The sequence below is a fragment of the Actinoplanes sp. 13 genome (genome assembly GCF_056134165.1).
Map to the genome: position 1 here is coordinate 1 of NZ_JBVYOQ010000031.1, position 19,302 is coordinate 19,302.

A 19,302-nucleotide genomic window follows, 5' to 3' on the forward strand; every position below is an offset into this window, starting at 1 on the left:
GGCCGCTCGCCCAACTCCGGCGGCGATTACGGCCTGCTGCCGTACCGGCCGGGCCTGCTGACCCGCCAACGCTGACCGTGTGACACGGTCCTGACCCCGCGGTGGCCCGGTACGCGACACCGGGCCACCGCGGTTCACCCGACCAAGGAGTGGTGATGGGCGACATCGGAACGACAACACCGGCCTCCCGGCGGCGGCGATGGCCGGCGGCGGTGGCGGCCTTCCTCCTCGCGGTGACCGGCGGGGTGCTCGCGGTGGTGACCGCGCCGCCGGCGTCCGCCGCGACGGTGGACACCAGCGCCTGGTACGTGCTGGTCAACCGGACCAGCGGCAAGGCCCTCGACGTCTACAACCTGGCCACCAACGACGGTGCTCGGATCACCCAGTGGACCCGCAACGACGGCGCCCAGCAGCAGTGGCAGTTCGTCGACTCCGGCGGCGGCTACTACCGGCTCCGATCGCGGCACTCCGGCAAGGTGCTCGACGTCCACAACTTCTCCACCGCCGACGGTGGCTCGATCGTGCAGTGGGCCGACGGGAACGGGACCAACCAGCAGTTCCGGCTCGCCGACTCGGACGGCGGGCACGTCCGGCTGATCAACCGGAACAGCAACAAGGCGGTCGAGGTGCAGGGCGCCTCCACGGCCGACGGCGCGAACATCGTCCAGTACTCCGACTGGGGCGGCGCCAACCAGCAGTGGCAGCTCGTCCGGGTGGGCACCGGCGGCAGCACCGGTCAGTTCACCAACCCGGTGGTGTGGCAGGACTTCGCCGACGGCGACATCATCCGGGTCGGCGACGCGTACTACTACTCGGCGTCGACCATGCACTACTCGCCCGGCGCGCCGATCCTGCGTTCCTACGACCTGGTCAACTGGGAGTACGCGGGGCACTCGGTGCCGCGGCTGGACTTCGACAACGCCGCCTACGACCTGTCCGGCGGCCGGGCCTACGTCAAGGGGATCTGGGCGTCGGCGTTCAACTACCGGCCCAGCAACAGCACCTATTACTGGCTGGGCTGCACGGAGTTCAACCGCACCTACGTCTACACCGCCGCGGCGGTCGACGGGGCCTGGTCGAAGAAGGCGCGGATCAACAACTGCTATTACGACGCGGGGCTGATGTTCGACAACGACACCCCGTACGTCGCGTACGGCAACGGCACGATCAGCGTCGCCCAGCTGGCACCGGACCTGACGTCCCAGGTGCGCTCGCAGACCGTCTACACCACACCGTCGAGCATCGGCACCCTCGAAGGCGCCCGGATGTACAAGCGCGGCAACTACTACTACATCTGGCTCACCCGTCCCGCCAACGGCCAGTACGTGCTCCGCTCGACCAGCCCGTGGGGTCCGTACGAGCAGCGGCAGGTGCTGCTCGACCTGCCCGGCCCGATCTCCGGCGGCGGGGTGCCGCACCAGGGTGGCCTGGTGCAGACGCAGAACGGCGACTGGTGGTACATGGCGTTCACCGACGCCTATCCCGGCGGCCGGGTGCCGACCCTCGCACCGATCACCTGGAGCGGCGACTGGCCGGTCCTGACCACCGTCAACGGCCGGTGGGGCGCCACCTACCCCCGGCCGAACATCACCACCTCGAAGACGGTCCGGTCGATGATCGGGCCGGACACCTTCACCGGCCCCACGCTCGGGCACCGCTGGGAGTGGAACCACAACCCGGACACCAGCCGGTTCAGTGTCGGCAACGGGCTGCGACTGTCCACCGCCACGGTCACCAACGACCTCTACAACGCGCGGAACACGCTGACCCACCGCATCCAGGGCCCGTCGTCGACCGCCACCATCGAGCTGGACTACTCGGCGATGGCCAACGGTGACCGCGCCGGGCTGGCCATGCTGCGCGACTCTTCGGCCTGGATCGGCGTGCGCAAGGACAACGGCGCCACCCGGGTGTCCATGACGAACGGTCTGACCATGAATTCCAGCTGGGCCACCACCGGAACCGGCACCGAACAGGCCGGCGCCGGCGTTTCCGGCGGCCGGATCTGGCTGCGGGTCACCGCCGACATCAGACCCGGCTCCGGGCGCACCGCCACGTTCTCCTACAGCACCAACGGCACGACGTTCACCACGCTGGGACCGGCGTTCACGCTGAACAACGCCTGGCAGTTCTTCATGGGGTACCGGTTCGGCATCTTCAATCACGCCACCACGGCACTGGGGGGCGCGGTCACCGTGAACCGGTTCGACCTAGCCGCGCCATAATCCACAACCTGCCCTCATTGTCAAGATATACCGGAGGGCGGGGCTTGCGGCAAGACCCCCGACGTCCCGCAGAATCGCCGGGTGACTGACTACGTCCTGGACATCGAGGAGCTCGACCGGGCGCGCGCCGCCACCACCGGTGGCAAGGGCGCGCGTCTGGCCGAGCTGACCGGGATCGACGGCGTCGAGGTGCCGCCGGGCTTCTGCGTGACGACCGGCGCCTATGAGCGGGTCCTCGCGGCGACGCCGTCGCTCGGCGGGCTGCTCGACCGGCTGGCCGGTCTGCGGCCGGACGCCCGGGAGGCGATCGCCGCACTGAGCGAGCAGGCCCGCCGGGCCCTCCAGGAGGCCGAGATGCCGGCCGGCCTGGCGGCGGCCGTCACCGAACGGCTCACCCGGGTGGGAGAGCAGGCCGCCTGGGCGGTGCGGTCCAGCGCCACGGCGGAGGACGGCCCGGCGGCCTCCTTCGCCGGGCAGCACGACACCTACCTCAACGTGGTGGGGCCGGCGGCGGTCCTCGACCACGTCCGGCGGTGCTGGGCCTCGCTGTTCACCGAGCGGGCCGTCACCTACCGGCTGCGCGCCGGCATCGATGCGCGGGCGGCGCGGATGGCCGTGGTGGTGCAGCGGATGGTGCTGCCGGCGGCGGCCGGGATCCTGTTCACCGCCGACCCGGTCACCGGCAACCGCCGGGTCACCTCGATCGACGCCGGGTTCGGGCTCGGCGAGGCCCTCGTCTCCGGGCTGGTGAACGCGGACGTCTACAAGGTGCGCGACGGCGCGGTCGTGGAGCGGGCCGTCGCCGTCAAACGCCTCGCCGTCCACCCGTTGCCCGGCGGCGGGACCGAACGACGGGCGATCGAGGGGGAGCGTCAGCGTCAACCGGTGCTGACCGAGGCGGAGATCCTGCGGCTCGAGCAGCTCGGCCGGCGGATCGAGGCGCACTTCGGCGAGCCGCAGGACATCGAGTGGTGCCTGGCCGGCGGCCGGTTCACGATCGTGCAGAGCCGGCCGGTCACCACCCTGTTCCCGGTCCCCGCGGCCGGCGACGGCGAGAACCACGTCTACATCTCCGTCGGGCACCAGCAGATGATGACCGAGGCGATGAAACCGCTCGGGCTGGCGGTGTGGAAGCTGACGTCACCGGGGGACATGCGCGACGCCGGCGGCCGGCTGTTCGTCGACATCACCCCACGGCTGGCGGCCCCGGCGACCCGCGCAGCGGTCGTGGAAGCCATGCGGCGTGCCGATCCGCTGATCGGCGACGCGGTGCAGGGCCTGATCGACCGCGGCGACTTCCTCCCGGCGTTGCCGGACGACGGTCCGCCCGCCGCACCGGCCGGCGGGCCGCCGGAGCTGATCGAGGCGGATCCGGCCCTCGTCACCGAGCTGGTCGCGCAGCACGAGGCGGCCCTCGCCGCCCTGAAGCGCGACATCCTGGCCCACGAGGGTGCGCAGCTGCTGGACTTCATCCGGGCCGACCTGAAGGAGCTGCAGCGGACGCTGTTCGCGCCGCGCAGCTATCAGGTGATCATGGCCGGGATGGAAGCCACCTGGTGGCTCAACGATCACCTGGGAGAGTGGCTGGGCGAGAAGAACGCGGCCGACACGCTCAGCCAGTCGGTCCCCGGCAACGTCACCTCGGAGATGGGGCTGGCGCTGCTCGACGTCGCGGACGTGATCCGCCCGTACCCCGAGGTGGTGGCCTTCCTGCGCGGCGCCGGGGACGACTTCCTGGCCGGGCTGGCCGGGCTGCCGGGCGGTCCGGAGGCCGCCGGCGCCGTCGGCGCGTTCCTGGACCGGTACGGCATGCGGTGCGTCGGCGAGATCGACATCAGCCGGCCGCGCTGGAGCGAGCGGCCGGCCACGATCCTGCCGATGATCCTCGGCAACGTCGCCAACTTCGCGCCCGGCGAGCGCGAGCGGCTGTTCGAGCGGGGCCGGCGCGAGGCCTGGGCGAAGGAGCAGGACGTGCTGGCCCGCCTGCGCACCGGGCCCGACGGCGAGCGCCGGGCCACCGAGACGAAGCGCATGATCGACCGGGTCCGGACCTTCAACGGCTACCGCGAATATCCCAAATACCACATGATCGGCCGTTACCAGGTCTACAAGCAGGCGCTGCTGCGCGAGGCCGGCCGGTTGGTGGCGGCGGGTGCGCTGGGCGAGCCGGACGACATCTTCTATCTCGATCACCCCGAGCTGTACGACCTGGTGCGCACCCGCCGGGTGGACGAGCGCCTGCTGCGTGACCGCAAGGAGGCGTTCGCGTGGCACCGGACGCTCACGCCGCCGCGGGTGCTCACCTCCGACGGCGAGATGCTGACCGGCGCCTACCGCCGGGCCGGGCTGCCGGCCGGCGCGCTGGCCGGGCTGCCGGTGTCCGCCGGGGCGGTCGAGGGCCGGGCGCGCGTCGTCCCGGACCTGGCCGAGGCCACCCTGGAAGCCGGCGACATCCTGGTCACCGCCTGGACCGACCCCAGCTGGACGCCGGTCTTCGTCACCGTCGCGGGGCTGGTGACCGAGGTGGGCGGCCTGATGACCCACGGGGCGGTGATCGCCCGGGAGTACGGGCTGCCGGCCGTCGTGGGCGTGCAGAACGCGACCCGGCTGATCCGGGACGGACAGCGGATCCGCGTGCACGGGACGGACGGCTACGTCGAGATCCTGGGTTGACCGGATGAGATAGACAGTGATGCATGCGGAGACTCCTGGTGATGGTCGCGCTCGCCGCGACCCTGGTGGTGTCGGCGACCGGTCCGGTGGCAGCTGCCGTGCCCGGCGATCCACCCCCGGCCGGCGGGTGGTCGGTCGCCGACGGCAAGCTGGTCTGGCGGTCGGCGGAGCGCGTCCCGATGGCGGACGCCGCCGTCGAGTTCTTCTCCGGTGACCGGCTCCTCGGCCGGCCCCGCCCGCTGCCGGACGGCCGCACCTTCGCCCTGGACCTGAGCGACGCCGGCAGCCTGGCCGACCTCTCGGTCAAGGCCGGCGGCCGCCGCATCGACCAGGCCCCGCCGCCCGCCGACCGGCGGGCCGCCCCGCCGGTTGCCGCGCCGTCGCCCGGGCCGGCCGGCGCCGTCGATCCCGGCGTCCCCGGGCCGTACTCCGTCATCACCGGGGAGTACGACCTGCCCGGCATCGACCTGCCGGAGTTCTACGCCCCCACCGAGATGCGGGCGGTCGTGGTGGCCCCGCGCGGCGCCCCCGGCGCCCGGCCGCTCGCGCTGTTCCTGCACGGCCGCCACGCGGTCTGCTACCGAGGCACCGAGGACGTGCCGCAGGACTGGCCGTGCGCGCCCGGTGACGAGCCGATCCCGAGCTACCGCGGTTACCTCCAGGCCCAGCGGCTGCTCGCGTCGCAGGGCTACGTGACCGTCTCCATCTCGGCGAACGGGATCAACGGCCAGGACTGGCTGCTCGACGACGGCGGCGCGCAAGCCCGTTCCACGCTGGTCCGGGAACACCTCGCCCGGTGGGCCGGCTGGGCGGGAGCGGGCCGGGCGTCGGCACCCGCGATCGTCCGGCAGGCGCCGCGCGCCGACCTGTCCGAAGTGTTCCTGATGGGTCACTCGCGCGGCGGCGAAGGCGTGAGCCGTGCGGCCATGGACAGCCTCACGCCACCGCCCGGCGAACCCCGGGACCGGGCCCCGTGGACCATCCGCGGCCTGCTGCTGCTCGCCCCGACGATCTTCGGGCACGACCCGGTGCCGGACGTGCCGTCGGTGACGGTCCTGCCCGGCTGCGACGGCGACGTCTCCGACCAGCAGGGCCAGATGTTCGTCGACGAGACGCGGGGCGTCAGCCGGGGCCGGGCGCTGCACAGCGCGGTCTACATGATCGGCGCCAACCACAACTTCTTCAACACCGAGTGGACGCCGGGCCAGTCGGCCGCCCCGTCGATCGACGACTTCGACCGCCGCGGGCAGTACGACCCGGTCTGCTCACCCGGCACCGCCACCCGGCTCACCCCGGCCCAGCAGCAGGACGCCGGCGCCACCTACATCGCCGCCGCCGCGCGGCTGTTCGTGTCCGGCGACGACCGGGTGCTGCCGCTGCTCGACGGCAGCGGCGCCCGGGCGCCCTCGGCCGACCCCGCCCGGGTGCTCAGCCACGCGCTCGGCGGGCGGCGCTCCGCGGTGCTGCTGCCCGGCCCGGACGTCCGGGTGTCCGGCGCCGGGCGGATCTGCCACCAGGTCAGCGACGATTCGCGGTCCTGTCTGGACCCGGCGGACGACGACGCGTACCTCGCACACTTCACCACCTTCGGCCCGCTGATCCCCGAGGCGGGCCGGTACGCCGCCGAACTCGCCTGGTCCACCGCCGGCGCCCCGATCCGGTTCACCCCGCGGGCCCCGATCACCGTGTCCGGCCGGCAGAAACTGGCGCTGCGCGTGATCGTGCCGCCGAACACGGCCGGCACCACCCTCGGCGTGACGGCCGTCGACCCGGGCGGGCGCCGCACCGCCCTGGGCGACGTGCGGCTGGACGGCCTGCCCGGCACCGACCGCACCACGTCGTACTGGGGTCAGGAGGTCCGGGTGCCGCTGCGGGGCGCGACCCGGATCGCCGCGCTGGAGTTCACCCCGCGCACCGGGTCCGGCCGCGCGTGGCTGCTCGACGCCTGGGCCTGGAACCCGGGCACGCCCAGCCCGCAGACCCGCGCGCTGCCGCGGATCGACCTCGGTCAGGTGTCGGTCGCCGAGGGCGACTCCGGCACGAAGACCTACCAGGTGCCGGTGACCGTCACCGGGGACGGCGGCGGGGTGCTGCGGTTCTTCCTGCACGACAGCGTGACCGCCGCGACCACCTCCTGGCTCGCCACGGTCCGGCCCGGCGACCGCGCCGTCGAGGTCCCGGTCGAGGTCACCGGCGACACCGTGCATGCCAGCGGCGAGTTCACGTACCTGCTCGCCAAGGCGGAGCGCGACCTGGTGATCGGCGACTACCTGGGCGGCGCCGAGGTGGTCAACGACGACCCGGAACCGGTGCTGACCGTCGACCCCGCGCTCGCCCGGGTGACCGAGGGCGGCACGCTGACCTGGCGGATCACCATGTCCGCGCCGTCCGAGACGCCGTACCCGATCCTCGGGCTCCCGCGGGCGCCGGCGACCGGGGCCGAGCTGTCCACCACGGACGTCGACCCGGAGTGGTTCTTCGAGTACTCCTGGGAGGCGGCCGAGCCGTCCCGCCCGCTGTCGCAGACGCAGCTGACCCCGTGGATCGAGATCCCGCCCGGCTCGACCACCGGCGAACTCACCGTGCCGACCGTCACCGACGATCTGACCGAGCCGGAGGAGCGGATCGAGCTGACGAACGTGTTCGCCGAGATGGCGCCGATGATCGGGGTGGTCACCGACCCTTAGGCCAGACGGGGCCCTGGTCGGTCCACGTGACACCGCTGTTGCGGCAGAGGCAGAACGGGTGGCCGACGGGATCGGTGTAGACGCGCCAGCCGTACCCGTCGGGGCCGATGAAGTCCTGGCGCAGGGTCGCGCCGAGGGCCAGGACGCGGCGGTGTTCCGCCTCGATGTCGTCGACCTCGAAGTCGAGGTGGAACTGTTTGGGGTGCTCGCCGTCGGGCCACCGCGGGGCGCGGTAATCCGCCACCGCGGTGAAGGCCAGCTCGATCTCGCCGAACCGGATACCGGCCCACTTCTCGTCGCTGCCCGCTTTTACCGGCCGGCCCGTCACCTCCGAATAGAAGGCCGCCAGCTTCATCGTGTCCGGGCAGTCGATGATGAAATCGGTGAGTCGGAGCATGCGGCGATCCTGCCACAGCAACGATCACGCCCCGGCTAGTACTGCAGGTGCTCCCGGGTCAGCCCGGCGACCTTCTCGACCAGGGCGACGCCGTCCTCCTTGGTCTTGTGGTGGTGCGAGAGCACGGCGATCGAGACGTTGGTGGACCGGTCGGGGGAGACGACCCGGCCGATCGAGTTCACCACCCAGAGGCCGCCGTCGTCGCTGCGGGTGTCCCAGCCGTTCTTGACGGCGGTCTGCTCGTCGCCGCGGGCCGCCGACGGGACGCCCCAGGACTGGTCCTCGTTGACGGACTGCATCAGGTCCAGGACGTACTGCCGGCCGGCCACCCGCAGATCGCTGTCGTCGGTGACCAGGTAACCCAGGAGGCGGACCTGGTCGTCGGCCGTCGTCCTGGTCAGACCCCACGCCTTGGCCACGGTGGTCTCCCGCAACCCGATCCGCTCGTTGCAGCGGGTGAGCTGCTCGGCCCCGCCGAGTTCCTCGAACAACGCGGTGGTGGCGTCGTTGTCGCTGGCCCGGATCATCGCCTCGGCCCGGTCCCGCTGCTCGGTGGTCAGCTCGCGCTTCTCGTCCTGGGCCTGCAACAGCGCGCACGTCAGGATCGACGTCTTGACCACGCTCGCCGTGTCGAACTGCTCGGACCCGCGGTAGGAGAACTGCTCCCCGGTCACCTTGTCGAGCACCGCCACCGAGAAGCCGGGGTCGCCGCCGGCCAGGCCGGCCAGCGCCGTCTCCAGGGCGGCGCCCCGTTTCTCCCACTCGCTCGATCCGAACGGGAAGGCTCCGGTCGCGCCGAGGCCGATGGCCACCCCGCCGACGACCATGACAGCGACCGCGGCCGCGAGCAGCTGAACTCGTTTCACCGGAGCGTTTCTACCACCGTCGATCCTCCTGCGACACCCCGCCGGAGCGGCATCGTCTCTCACCGGACGGCCCGGGCGCCGCCGGTGCGAGGCCGTCCCGGCCGTCGAGCCGCTCCTGCCGCGCCGCCGGTGCGGCGCCGTTCTCGCCGTCGAGTCGCTCCTCCTGATAGGCGTCGGTCAGCGTGTCGGTGGCCAGGGCTCGGGCACCGGCCAGGTCGAGGCCCGCCGCCCGGGCCCGGGCCGCCCACCCGATCAGGTCCGCACGCAGGTGCGTGACGTCGATCTCGGGCGGCGCGGCGCGGACGAAGGTGCCGCTTCCCTGCCGCACCTCGACCACGCCCTCCGCCTCCAGGTCCCGATAGGCCCGCAGCACCGTGTTCGGGTTGACGCCGTGCCGCTCGGCGACCTCGCGGGCGGTGGGCAGCCGGTCGCCGGCGACGAGCCGCCCGGTCCGCACGCCGTGCCGCACCTGCTCGCCGAGTTGCGCGTACACCGCCGTCCCCGATCGCCGGTCGATCCGGAAACTGATCACCGCGAGTCAGTCGGTCCATTAGTGGTTTGCATGTTCACGAGTGTTGCAGCCGTGTCAAGACCATCGTGGCGCCGCTCGATATGCACCCCGGTGGATTAGCCTGGCAGGGCCCACCGGGGCGTGGACGGAACCAGGAGAGACACATGAACATGCGGGGACGAGCCCGTCGGGCGACCGTGCTGACGGCCGCTGCGATGCTGGTGATCGGCGGCGTCGCGGGCTGCGCCAAGGAGGACACCGGTGGCACCACCGAGGGCGGCGTGCCGCTGGTCAAGGCCGGGGCGCTGACCACGTGCACCCACCTGCCGTACGCGCCTTTCCAGTCCAAGGACCAGAGCGGCAAGGTGGTCGGCTTCGACGTCGCGCTGATCGACCTGGTCGCCGCGAAGCTCGGCGTGACCCAGGAGATCGTGGACACGCCGTTCGAGGGCATCAAGTCCGGCGCCGACCTCAACTCCGGCAAGTGTGACGTGGCCGCGGCCGGCATGACCATCACCGACGAGCGCAAGAAGGTGCTGGACTTCTCCGAGCCGTACTTCGACGCCACCCAGGCGCTCGCCGTGCAGACCGGCAAGGAGGTCAAGGGCCTGGAGGAACTGGCCGGCAAGCGCCTCGGCGTGCAGGGCGGCACCACCGGCGAGGAGTACATCAACGCCCAGGTGAAGGAGAAGAGCCTGGACGTCAAGGTCGTCTCCTACCGCGACCTCGCCGCGCTGCAGCAGGCGCTGGCCACCAACCAGATCGAGGGCGCGGTCAACGACCTGCCGGTCTGGAACGAGTACATCAAGGCCAACCCCGGCAAGGTCGTCGTCTCGGCCGGCTTCGACACCGGCGAGCAGTACGGCTTCGCCGTCAAGAAGGGCAACGCGGAGCTGCTCAAGACCGTCAACGAGGCGCTCGCCGCGGCCCGCTCCGACGGCACGTACGACAAGATCTATGCGACCTGGATCGGCGCGAAACCGGCTGCCTGATCCCGACATGAAGCTCACTCCACGCCGGCGGCGGCGGATCCTCCGCGTCGCCGGCTACGTCGTGTTCGTGCTGGCGATCCTCGCCGTGGCCGCCGCCGCGGACTGGGGCAGCCTGTCCGAGGCGTTCTTCCGGCGCGACATCGCCCAGGACATGTTCCCCGAGGCGATCACCGTCGCCCTGCGCAACACCATCGTCTACACGCTGCTGGCGTTCGTGTTCGGCCTCACGCTGGGGCTCGTCCTCGCGCTGATGCGGCTGTCGTCGATCCTGCCGTACCGCTGGTTCGCCACCGCCTACATCGAGTTGTTCCGCGGCCTTCCCGCACTGCTGGTGCTGTTCATGGTCGGCTACGGCGTGCCGCTGGCCTTCCCGGACCGGGAGATCCCCGGCGGCGTCTACGGCTCGGTCACCGTCGGCCTCGGCCTGACGGCCGCGGCGTACATGGCGGAGACCATCCGGGCCGGCATCCAGGCCGTACCGAAAGGACAGCTGGAGGCCGCCCGCACGCTCGGGATGTCGCACCCCCGCGCGATGGTCTCCATCGTGCTGCCGCAGGCGTTCCGCATCGTCATCCCGCCGCTGACCAACGAGATCATCCTTCTGACGAAGGACACCTCCCTGGTGTACGTCCTCGGCGTCACGTCGACGACGATCGAACTGACCAAGTTCGCCGGGGACACCCTCAACACGCGGGTCAACCCGACGCCGCTGGTGGTGGCCGGGCTGCTCTACCTGGTGATCACCCTCCCGCTGTCCCAGGTGGTCCGCGGGCTGGAGCGCCGGGCCGCGAAGGAGAGATGACCGCGATGTCCACGATCGAGATCCGTGACCTGCACAAGTCGTTCGGCAAGCTGGAGGTGCTGCGCGGCATCGACCTGACGGTGGAACCCGGCGAGGTGGTCTGCGTCATCGGCCCGTCCGGATCCGGCAAGTCCACGCTGCTGCGCTGCGTGAACCTGCTCGAGGAGCCCACCGCGGGCGCCATCCGGGTGGCAGGCGTCGAAGTCACCGACCCGGACTGCGACATCGACGCGGTCCGCCGCGGCATCGGCATGGTCTTCCAGCAGTTCAACCTCTTCGGGCACCTCACCGTCCGGGAGAACGTCACCATCGCCCAGCGCCGCGTCCTCAAACGCAGCCGCGCCGAGGCCGCCCGGATAGCCTCGGCGAACCTGGACCGCGTCGGCCTCGCCGAGAAGGCCGGCGCCTACCCCGCCCAGCTCTCCGGCGGCCAGCAGCAACGCGTCGCCATCGCCCGCGCGCTGGCGATGGACCCGCAGCTGATGCTCTTCGACGAGCCGACCAGCGCCCTGGACCCCGAACTCGTCGGGGAGGTGCTCGCGGTGATGCGCGGCCTGGCCGCCGAGGGCATGACCATGCTCGTGGTCACCCACGAGATGGCGTTCGCCCGCGAGGTCGCCTCCCGCGTCGTCTTCATGGACGCCGGGGTGATCGTCGAGCAGGGCCCGCCCGCGGAGGTGTTCGGCAGCCCGCGCGAGGAGCGCACCCGCGAGTTCCTGCACCGCGTCCTCGAACCCGCCAAGGTCAGCGAGACCGAGATCCGCGCCCACCCACCCACCTGACAACCCCAGTGTGGGGAGTTGGGGTCCAATACGCGCCCCAAGTCCCCACACACCGACCCGCCACTGCCAGTGTGGGGACTTGGGGTTCGAAACGCACCCCAAGTCCCCACGCAGCGGGGTAGTAGTTCGAGCGTGGTGATTTCGGGTTCCGTGTGCACCCCAAGTCACCACGCTCGGGTCGGGCGGTTGCGGCGTAGGTGTCAGGCGTCGAGGCGGAGGTCGGGGTAACGGCCGGCCACCGTGCGCATCCGCCACTTGTGCGGGAAGACCGCGAGCAGCGCGCCGTCGCGGACCCGGGTCATCACCTCGACGTTCGCCTCGGAGCGCAGGATCTCCCGGCCGGCCTCGTCGGTGCGGGCGGCCACCTCGTACGGCAGGCGGTCGAGCTGCACCTTGACGCCGAACTCCGCCTCGAGCCGGTGGGTGGCGACCTCGAACTGCATCGGTCCCACCGCGGCGAACACCGGCGCCTGGTCGCCGCGCTGCTCGGAGCGCAGCACCTGGACGACGCCCTCGCCGTCGAGCTGCTCGATGCCGCGGCGGAACCGTTTGAAGGCCCCGGTGTCGGAGGTGCGCACCACCGCGAAGTGCTCCGGCGGGAAGGACGGCAGCGGCGGGTACTGCACCGGGCTGCCGGCGTAGAGGGTGTCGCCGATGCCGAGCGCGGTGGCGTTGACCAGGCCCACCACGTCACCCGGGTACGCCTCGTCGATGGTGTCACGGGACTGCCCGAACATCTGCTGGGCGTATTTCGTGGTGAACGGCCGGCCGGTGCCCGCATGCGTGACGATCATGCCGCGTTCGAAGCGACCGGAATTGATCCGCACGAACGCCACCTGGTCGCGGTGGGCGCGGTTCATGTTCGCCTGCATCTTGAAGACGAACCCGGAGAACGAGCCGTCGACCGGCTGGTCGGCGCCGGCCGCGGTGGGTCGCGCCGAGGGAGGCGGCGCCAGTTCCACCAGAACATTCAGGAGCTGGCGTACGCCCAGGTTCGCGACCGCCGCGCCGAACAGCACCGGGGTGCTGGTCGCGGCCAGGAAGGTGGCCTGGTCGTGCTCGGCCTCGAGCAGTTCCAGCTCCTCGGTCGCGGCCGCCCAGTCCGCGCCGTACCGCTCGGCCGCCTCGGCCGCGGTCATCTCCTCCTCGATGGCGAGGTCGGCGCCGCCGGGTGCGCGCTCCATCCGGGTGAACACGCCGGTGCGGCGGTCGATGACGCCGCGGAACTGACCGGCGATGCCGACCGGCCACGTCAGCGGGGTCGGGCGCAACCCGATCCGCTGCTCGATCTCATCCATCAGGGCGAGGGCGTCGAGGCCGGGCCGGTCCCACTTGTTGATGAAGGTGATCACCGGGATGCCGCGCTGCCGGCAGACCTCGAACAGCTTCAGCGTCTGCGGTTCCAGGCCCTTCGCGGCGTCCAGCAGCATGACCGCGCTGTCCACCGCGGTGAGCACCCGATAGGTGTCCTCGGAGAAGTCGGCGTGCCCGGGAGTATCCAGCAGGTTGATCACCGTGTCGCGGTAGGCGAACTGGAGCGCCGCCGAGGTCACCGAGATGCCCCGCTCCTGCTCCATCGCCATCCAGTCGGAGACCACGCCCTTGCGGTCGCCCTTGCCGTGGACGGCGCCGGCCTGCCCGATCACCCGCGCGTGCAGGGCCAGGGCCTCGGTCATCGTCGACTTACCGGCGTCGGGGTGCGAGATCACCGCGAACGTCCGCCTGCGGACCGCCTCCTGGGCGACACCCGCCGATGCCAGCACGCTCTGACTCACTGATCCACTCCCCATCACACCGACAACGTTCCAACTTTAGTGGCGGACCGGACGGAAACCCCGTAACGACCTGGTGGGAAGCGTCATACCGCCCCGGTCAGCCGGGACCGGAACTCGGCGGGCGTGAGGACGGCAGCGCTGCGCAGCTCGACCGGGAAGATCGCGATGTCGGCGCCGTCCTCCTCGAGCTGCGGCAGCCACTCGGCGAGGAACTCCTTGAGCGGGATCCGGATGGCGTGCTCGCCGGCCACCTCGCCCTCGTTCTCCAGCCGGGCCACCGTCGCGTGCGGCCAGATCGGCAGCAGGGTCCGGCGGTCGGCGTCCTCGGTGAACAGCGTCTCGTCCTCGTCGCCCCAGACCCACAGCACGCCCTGGTCGGCGAGCACCTCGAAGGTCCGGGCCGCCCGGGCCGCCCCGTCCAGCCCGCGAAGTCGTTCCGCCTGACCGCGCGAGATGTCATCCGGTGCCACGTGACCTCCGAGTAAGCCGATTCTGTGCGGTGTGCCCGGCGATGGTATCGGTCATCCCCGCCGGGCCGTCTGTCGACCATCTCTGACCAGTCGTGTTCACGACCGTACGCAGCGTGAAGGACAGGTACGGTCACCGTGCCGCCGAACGCCTACCCCGGGAGGGCCGGATGAGCGCCATCAGCGCGGGCACCGACGCCGCGACACGTCTGCTGCGCCGTGAACTGGGTGAGAGCCTGATCGTGCCGGGCGACGACGGGTTCGCCGCCGCCCGGCAGGTCTGGAACGCCGCCGTGACGCACCGGCCCGCCGCGATCGCCCGCTGCGCCGACGCCGCCGAGGTCGCCCGGGCCGTCCGGGCGGCGGGTGAGGCCGGCCTGCCCCTCTCGGTGCGCGCCGGCGGGCACGACTGGGCCGGCCGGGCGCTGACCGACGGCGGCCTCGTCGTCGACCTCACCCGCATGCGCGGCGTCCGCGCCGACACCGCCGCGCGGACCGTCAGCGTCCAGGGCGGCGCGACAGCGGCCGACCTGCTCGCCGTGACCGTGCCGGACGGCATGGTCACCACGACCGGCGTCGTCAGCGGCGTCGGCATGGCCGGGCTCACGACCGTCGGCGGGTACGGGGCGCTGATCGGCCGGTTCGGGCTGGCGCTCGACAACCTGCTGGACGCCGACGTCGTGCTCGCCGACGGCAGCACGGTGACGGCCGGGCCGGACGGTGACAGCGAGCTGTGGTGGGCGCTGCGCGGTGGCGGCGGCAACTTCGGCGTCGTCACCCGCCTGCGATACCGGACGTACGCGCTGCCGGTCGTGCTGGCCGGCATGCTGATGTTCCCGGTCGCCGAGGCCGCCGCGGTGCTGGCCGGTTACGCGGAGGCGGTGGCGGGCGCCCCGGACGAGCTCACCGTGATGTGCGGGTTCCTGCCCGGCCCGGACGGCGTGGCGCTGCCGTTCCTGTGCCCGTTCTGGTCGGGCGACGACCTGGCCGCGGGGGAGCGGGCGGTGGCGCGGCTGCGCTCGCTCGGCCACCCCGTCGTGGACCAGGTCGGCCCGATGCCGTACCCGGGCGCGCTCGCGATGTTCGACGGCAACATCTCCGATCGCAACCATTACCTGCTGCGCAGCCGCTGGTTCCCGGAGATGTCCCCGGCCGTGGTGGACGCGCTGATCGACGGGGCCGCCGCCTTGCCCTCGCCGTACTCGGCGCTGGTCGTCAACCGGTTCCACGGCGCGGCCGCGCGGGTCGACCCCGGCGCCACCGCCTTCGCCACCCGGACACCGCACCAGGTGGCCGAGGTGATCGCGGCGTGGACGCCCGGCGAGGCGCCGGAGCGCTACCGGGCCTGGGCCGACTCGGTGGTGACCGCGCTGGAGCCGATGGCGCTGCCGGGCGCCTATCCGAACCTGCTCGGCCCCGGCGACGACGAGCGGGCCCGGGCGTCGTACGGGCCGAACCTGGCCCGGCTGCTGGCCGCCAAGCGGGCGTACGACCCCGGCAACGTCTTCGCCTCCGCGGTGCCCGCCCTGGTGTAGCGCAGGTCAGCTCTTCGGGCGCAGGCCGGCCCGGTGCCCCAGCAGGGCGGCCTCCGTGCGGTTCTCGCAGCCGAGCTTGACCAGCAGCCGCGAGACGTACCCCTTCACCGTCGCCTCGGACAGGTGCAGGCGCCGGGCGATCTGCTGGTTCGACCGGCCGCCCCCGAGGTCGGTCAGCACCTCCACCTCGCGGTCGGTGAGCGAGGCGATCAGGTCGCGGGCGTCCTGACCGCCGGCGGTACTGCCGGCCAGCCGCTGGGCCGCCACCGGTGACAGCACGGTGTGTCCCGCTGCGGCGACCCGGACCAGGTCGACCAGGTCCTCCGGCGCCGTGGACTTGACCAGGAACCCGGCCGCGCCGGCCCGGAGCGCGCGCAGGACGTACTCGTCGAGGTCGAACGTGGTGAGGGCGACCACCCGCGGCGGTGCCGGCAGCCGCGCGATGCGCTCCATCGCGGTCAGCCCGTCCACCCCCGGCATGCGCAGATCCATCAGCACCACGTCGGGCCGCAGCCGGACGGTGGCCTCCACCGCCTCGGCGCCGTCGTACGCCTCGCCGGCCACCTCCAGGCCCGGCGCGGCGGCCAGGATCGTGCGCAGGTGGGCGCAGACCATCCGCTCGTCGTCGACGAGGAGGACCCGGATCACCGGGACGCCGCCGTCGGCACGTACGCGGGCAGCGTGGCCCGCACCGTGAACCCGCCGTCCGCCTCGGCGCCGGCGGTGAGCGTCCCGCCGATCACCTCCACCCGGTGCCGGAGGCCGTCCAGGCCGCTGCCGCCGCCGGCCGCGGTGAGCGCCGGGTCGGGCCCGTGTGCCGGGCGGCTGTTGGCGACGCGGGCGTGCACGCCCGCCGGCCCGTAACGGATCGACACCTCGGCGTCGGCGCCCGGCGCGTGCTTGTGCACATTGGTCAGCGACTCCTGCACGAGGCGGAACAGGGTGCGCCGCACCGCCGGCGCCACCACGGCCGGATCGCCCTCCTCGGTCAGCCGCACCGGCAGGCCGACTGCCCGGGAGTCGCCGACCAGCGAGGACAGGGCCGGCTCCTCGGCCGGGGCGGCGGTCCCGGCCGGCGCGGTGTCACCGGTGCGCAGCACGCCCACCAGGTCGCGCAGCTCGGCCAGCGCCTGGCAGCCGGCCGCCCGCAGCTCCTCGGCGGCCACCCGGGTGGCCGGGTCGGTGGTGCTGACCCGCAGGGCGCCGGCCTGCAGCACCATCAGGTTGATCCGGTGGGTCACCACGTCGTGCATCTCGCCGGCCAGCCGGATCCGCTCGTCGGCGCGGGCCTGCTCGGCGAGCAGCAGCCGTTCCCGCTCGGCGCGTTCGGCCCGGTCGGTCAGCTCCGCCACCAGGCCACGCCGTGCCCGGAAGTACATGCCGAGCAGCGCCGAGAACAGGATGACAGCGGGTGCGGTGTACGGATCGTCGATCGCCCACGCCTGCGCCCCCACCAGGAAGGCCGCCGTCAGGACCGCGACGACGGCCCACTGCCGCCATCGGGGGCCCGCGCCGTGTGCGGTGACGGAGTACGGCACCAGTACGGCGGCCCAGGCCGGCACGACCAGGCTCAGGGCGGCGATGGTCAGCGCGGCGGTGTACGGCCGGCGGCGGCGCGCCAGCAGCATCGCCGCGGCGGTGACCTGCAGGGCCACGTAGGCGCCGACCGGCCCGACGACGTGCTTGGTGGCATGGTCCGGATCGGACAGCTCCAGCGCGCTGCCGATCAGCGCGGCGACCGCGGCGAGCGCCACGTCCACGGCGATCAGCAATGCCTGCCGGCGGCCCATGGTCGCAGCGTAACGCCGGCCGCGGGAAGCGGCCCGTCGTGCGCTCACGGTCACGACCAAACGACTGCGGGGGTACGACCAAAGTAGGGCGACGTGGCGACCTTCCCCGCTGGGCGGCCCGCACCCGAGACGCTGGGATCGACTCATGACGCCGATCGACGTGTCCACCGCCGGGCCGCGCATCCACGCGCTCGACACCCTGCGCGGCTTCGCGCTGTGCGGCATCCTGATCATCAACATCTATCAGCAGGTGGTGTTCCGCGGGGCGGCCGCGGGCAAGGCCGCACAGTTCCCGGACGCCGTGCAACTGCTGTTCTACGAGCGGTTCTACCCGATCTTCTCGATCCTGTTCGGCATTGGGTTCGGCATCTTCCTGCAGCGTGCGGCGCTGCGCACCGATCGGCCGCGGCTCGTGCTGGCCCGCCGTCTGGTGGTGCTGCTGGGCATCGGCGTCCTGCACTTCCTCGCCCATCCCGGGGAGGCGCTCACGTCGTACGCCATCGCGGGTCTGGTTGTTCTTCTGCCCCTGAGCCGGCTCGGTGGCCGGGCCGCGCTCGCCGTGGCGCTCGTCCTGCTGCTCGCCGGCGCCCAGCTGGTCGTCGGGTTCGGGCCGATCCCGGGACTGCTCGCCCTCGGGTACGCCCTCGCCATGCTCGGCGTGCCGGCCGCGCTCGACCGCCGCACCGGCCGGGTGGCGATCGCGTTCGCGGTGTCGGCCACGCTGACCGCCGTCTGGATCGTCCTGGCGGTGCGCGACGTCGAGTTGCCGTTCGTCAACGTGCTGGGCGGGCCGGGCGGCGGGGTCAGCCTGCTCGACCCGCTCGCCGGGATCGTGACCGGTCTGGCGTACTGCTGCGGGCTGCTCCTGCTGCTGCGCACCCCGCTCGGGCCGGCGATCTCCGCGGTGCTGTCGCCGATGGGCCGGATGGCGCTGACCAACTATCTGAGCGCGACCGTGCTGTTCCTGATCGCCGGCCCGCTGCTGGGCATCGACAGCACCGCGGACCTGCCCGCGATCGTCGGCCTCACGGTCGCCATCATCGTGATCCAGGCGGTGTGGAGCGCGTGGTGGCTGCGCTCGTTCCGGTACGGCCCGGCGGAGTGGGCGTGGCGGTGCCTGACCTGGTGGCGGCGCGCCCCTATCCGCCACACCGAGGCAGGGCTTTCGCCGACGTCACCGAACACGGCGCGGTGACTGATCGGTGGTCATTCGAGGGCGGCGGCGCCGAACGACACGGAGAAGCGCTTGCACCAGATGCTGACGCTGCGGAACGCGGCCGGGTCGGTGCCGGCGTCGATGCGGTACACCTGGTCACCGCGGTTGCCCTTGAGGCGGCCCAGCTCGACGTGGGCGCCGTCGTCGAAGACGTGCCAGCCGTCCTTGCCCGCCCGCACCGGCTGGTCCGACAGCCACACCCGCAGGTCTGGCCCGTCGCTGGTGTTCAGGCCGGCCAGCTCCAGCCGATGGCTGCCGTCCGCGGCGCGCACCACCCGGGCGGTGCCGGTGGTGTCGTGCTCGTGTGTCACGAACTCGCCCTCGGCGACGACTGTCGCCTTCGCCGGCCCCGCGCCGCCGGACGGCTGCGCAGCCGAGGAAGGCGTGACCTCCGGCGTCGTCGGGCCGGAGGCCTGCGCGGCCGGGGGCGCCGTCACCGACAGCGCGTCCGTGACGGTGGTGTCGGTGACGAGCCGCCACGGCTGGAACCAGTAGAGGGCGAAGGCGGCGCCGAGACCGAGCACGGTGACGGCGAGCCAGGTGACGGGTCTGCTGAGCACTCTGCGAAGCACGCGTCGAGTGAA

Annotated in this window: 16 protein-coding genes; 8 read left to right on the forward strand and 8 right to left on the reverse strand. The window is 72.5% G+C overall.

Annotation, left to right across the window (positions count from 1 at the left end):
• The first annotated feature begins 155 nt into the window (after positions 1–155).
• The 3 genes from AC0NH5_RS36225 to AC0NH5_RS36235 all read left to right on the forward strand — a co-directional run bounded on the left by AC0NH5_RS36225 (position 156) and on the right by AC0NH5_RS36235 (position 7,585).
• Positions 156–2,225 carry a family 43 glycosylhydrolase gene (locus AC0NH5_RS36225; protein ID WP_474411711.1) on the forward strand — a complete coding sequence of 690 codons (2,070 nt, stop codon included), beginning with the start codon at positions 156–158 and terminating at the stop codon, positions 2,223–2,225.
• Between the two features lie 81 nt (positions 2,226–2,306).
• Positions 2,307–4,898 (forward strand): rifamycin-inactivating phosphotransferase, encoded by a 2,592-nt coding sequence (rph, locus tag AC0NH5_RS36230; RefSeq protein WP_474411713.1) that lies wholly within the window; start codon positions 2,307–2,309, stop codon positions 4,896–4,898.
• Between the two features lie 23 nt (positions 4,899–4,921).
• Complete coding sequence (locus tag AC0NH5_RS36235) at positions 4,922–7,585, forward strand: hypothetical protein (protein ID WP_474411715.1); 2,664 nt, start codon at positions 4,922–4,924, stop codon at positions 7,583–7,585.
• Here the strand turns inward: AC0NH5_RS36235 and AC0NH5_RS36240 are convergent.
• From AC0NH5_RS36240 to AC0NH5_RS36250, 3 genes are read right to left on the reverse strand one after another with little or no spacing between them, the layout of a single operon-like run.
• Positions 7,572–7,982: a VOC family protein gene (locus AC0NH5_RS36240; protein WP_474411717.1), complete on the reverse strand. Its 411-nt coding sequence runs from the start codon at positions 7,980–7,982 to the stop codon at positions 7,572–7,574. The two genes, AC0NH5_RS36235 and AC0NH5_RS36240, sit on opposite strands and share 14 nt — an antisense overlap.
• 35 nt (positions 7,983–8,017) lie before the next feature.
• Complete coding sequence (locus AC0NH5_RS36245; RefSeq protein ID WP_474411719.1) at positions 8,018–8,848, reverse strand: serine hydrolase; 831 nt, start codon at positions 8,846–8,848, stop codon at positions 8,018–8,020.
• Between the two features lie 10 nt (positions 8,849–8,858).
• The gene (locus AC0NH5_RS36250; RefSeq protein ID WP_474411721.1) at positions 8,859–9,380 is read right to left on the reverse strand and encodes a GntR family transcriptional regulator; all 522 of its coding nucleotides are present in this window, start codon (positions 9,378–9,380) and stop codon (positions 8,859–8,861) included.
• Positions 9,381–9,523: 143 nt separating this feature from the next.
• Here AC0NH5_RS36250 and AC0NH5_RS36255 point away from each other — a divergent pair, with 143 nt between their 5' ends.
• The 3 genes from AC0NH5_RS36255 to AC0NH5_RS36265 are packed head-to-tail and all read left to right on the forward strand — an operon-like array spanning position 9,524 to position 11,935.
• The gene (locus AC0NH5_RS36255; protein WP_474411723.1) at positions 9,524–10,351 is read left to right on the forward strand and encodes a basic amino acid ABC transporter substrate-binding protein; all 828 of its coding nucleotides are present in this window, start codon (positions 9,524–9,526) and stop codon (positions 10,349–10,351) included.
• Positions 10,352–10,358: 7 nt separating this feature from the next.
• Positions 10,359–11,153 carry an amino acid ABC transporter permease gene (locus tag AC0NH5_RS36260; RefSeq protein ID WP_474411725.1) on the forward strand — a complete coding sequence of 265 codons (795 nt, stop codon included), beginning with the start codon at positions 10,359–10,361 and terminating at the stop codon, positions 11,151–11,153.
• Positions 11,150–11,935, forward strand: coding sequence for an amino acid ABC transporter ATP-binding protein (locus AC0NH5_RS36265; protein ID WP_474411727.1), 786 nt, complete (start codon positions 11,150–11,152; stop codon positions 11,933–11,935). The genes AC0NH5_RS36260 and AC0NH5_RS36265 overlap by 4 nt, the downstream gene beginning before the upstream one ends.
• A 200-nt stretch (positions 11,936–12,135) precedes the next feature.
• Here AC0NH5_RS36265 and AC0NH5_RS36270 read toward each other — a convergent pair whose 3' ends face one another.
• Both AC0NH5_RS36270 and AC0NH5_RS36275 read right to left on the reverse strand, forming a co-directional pair.
• Positions 12,136–13,710 carry a peptide chain release factor 3 gene (locus AC0NH5_RS36270; RefSeq protein ID WP_474411729.1) on the reverse strand — a complete coding sequence of 525 codons (1,575 nt, stop codon included), beginning with the start codon at positions 13,708–13,710 and terminating at the stop codon, positions 12,136–12,138.
• A gap of 83 nt (positions 13,711–13,793) precedes the next feature.
• Entirely contained in the window at positions 13,794–14,180 is a 387-nt protein-coding gene (locus AC0NH5_RS36275) for a DUF2750 domain-containing protein (protein ID WP_474411731.1), read from the reverse strand.
• A 113-nt stretch (positions 14,181–14,293) separates the two neighbouring features.
• Here AC0NH5_RS36275 and AC0NH5_RS36280 point away from each other — a divergent pair, with 113 nt between their 5' ends.
• Positions 14,294–15,712: an FAD-binding oxidoreductase gene (locus tag AC0NH5_RS36280; RefSeq protein ID WP_474411733.1), complete on the forward strand. Its 1,419-nt coding sequence runs from the start codon at positions 14,294–14,296 to the stop codon at positions 15,710–15,712.
• A 6-nt stretch (positions 15,713–15,718) separates the two neighbouring features.
• Here AC0NH5_RS36280 and AC0NH5_RS36285 read toward each other — a convergent pair whose 3' ends face one another.
• Entirely contained in the window at positions 15,719–16,360 is a 642-nt protein-coding gene (locus AC0NH5_RS36285; RefSeq protein ID WP_474411735.1) for a response regulator, read from the reverse strand.
• Positions 16,357–17,502 carry a sensor histidine kinase gene (locus AC0NH5_RS36290; RefSeq protein ID WP_474411737.1) on the reverse strand — a complete coding sequence of 382 codons (1,146 nt, stop codon included), beginning with the start codon at positions 17,500–17,502 and terminating at the stop codon, positions 16,357–16,359. Before AC0NH5_RS36290 ends, AC0NH5_RS36285 begins: the two co-directional genes overlap by 4 nt.
• A gap of 145 nt (positions 17,503–17,647) precedes the next feature.
• Between AC0NH5_RS36290 and AC0NH5_RS36295 the strand changes: the two genes are divergently transcribed.
• Positions 17,648–18,697, forward strand: coding sequence for a DUF418 domain-containing protein (locus tag AC0NH5_RS36295; RefSeq protein WP_474411739.1), 1,050 nt, complete (start codon positions 17,648–17,650; stop codon positions 18,695–18,697).
• Between the two features lie 11 nt (positions 18,698–18,708).
• On the opposite strand, the gene AC0NH5_RS36300 is transcribed toward AC0NH5_RS36295, so the two are convergent.
• Positions 18,709–19,290 carry a DM13 domain-containing protein gene (locus AC0NH5_RS36300; RefSeq protein ID WP_474411741.1) on the reverse strand — a complete coding sequence of 194 codons (582 nt, stop codon included), beginning with the start codon at positions 19,288–19,290 and terminating at the stop codon, positions 18,709–18,711.
• Positions 19,291–19,302 lie beyond the last annotated feature (12 nt).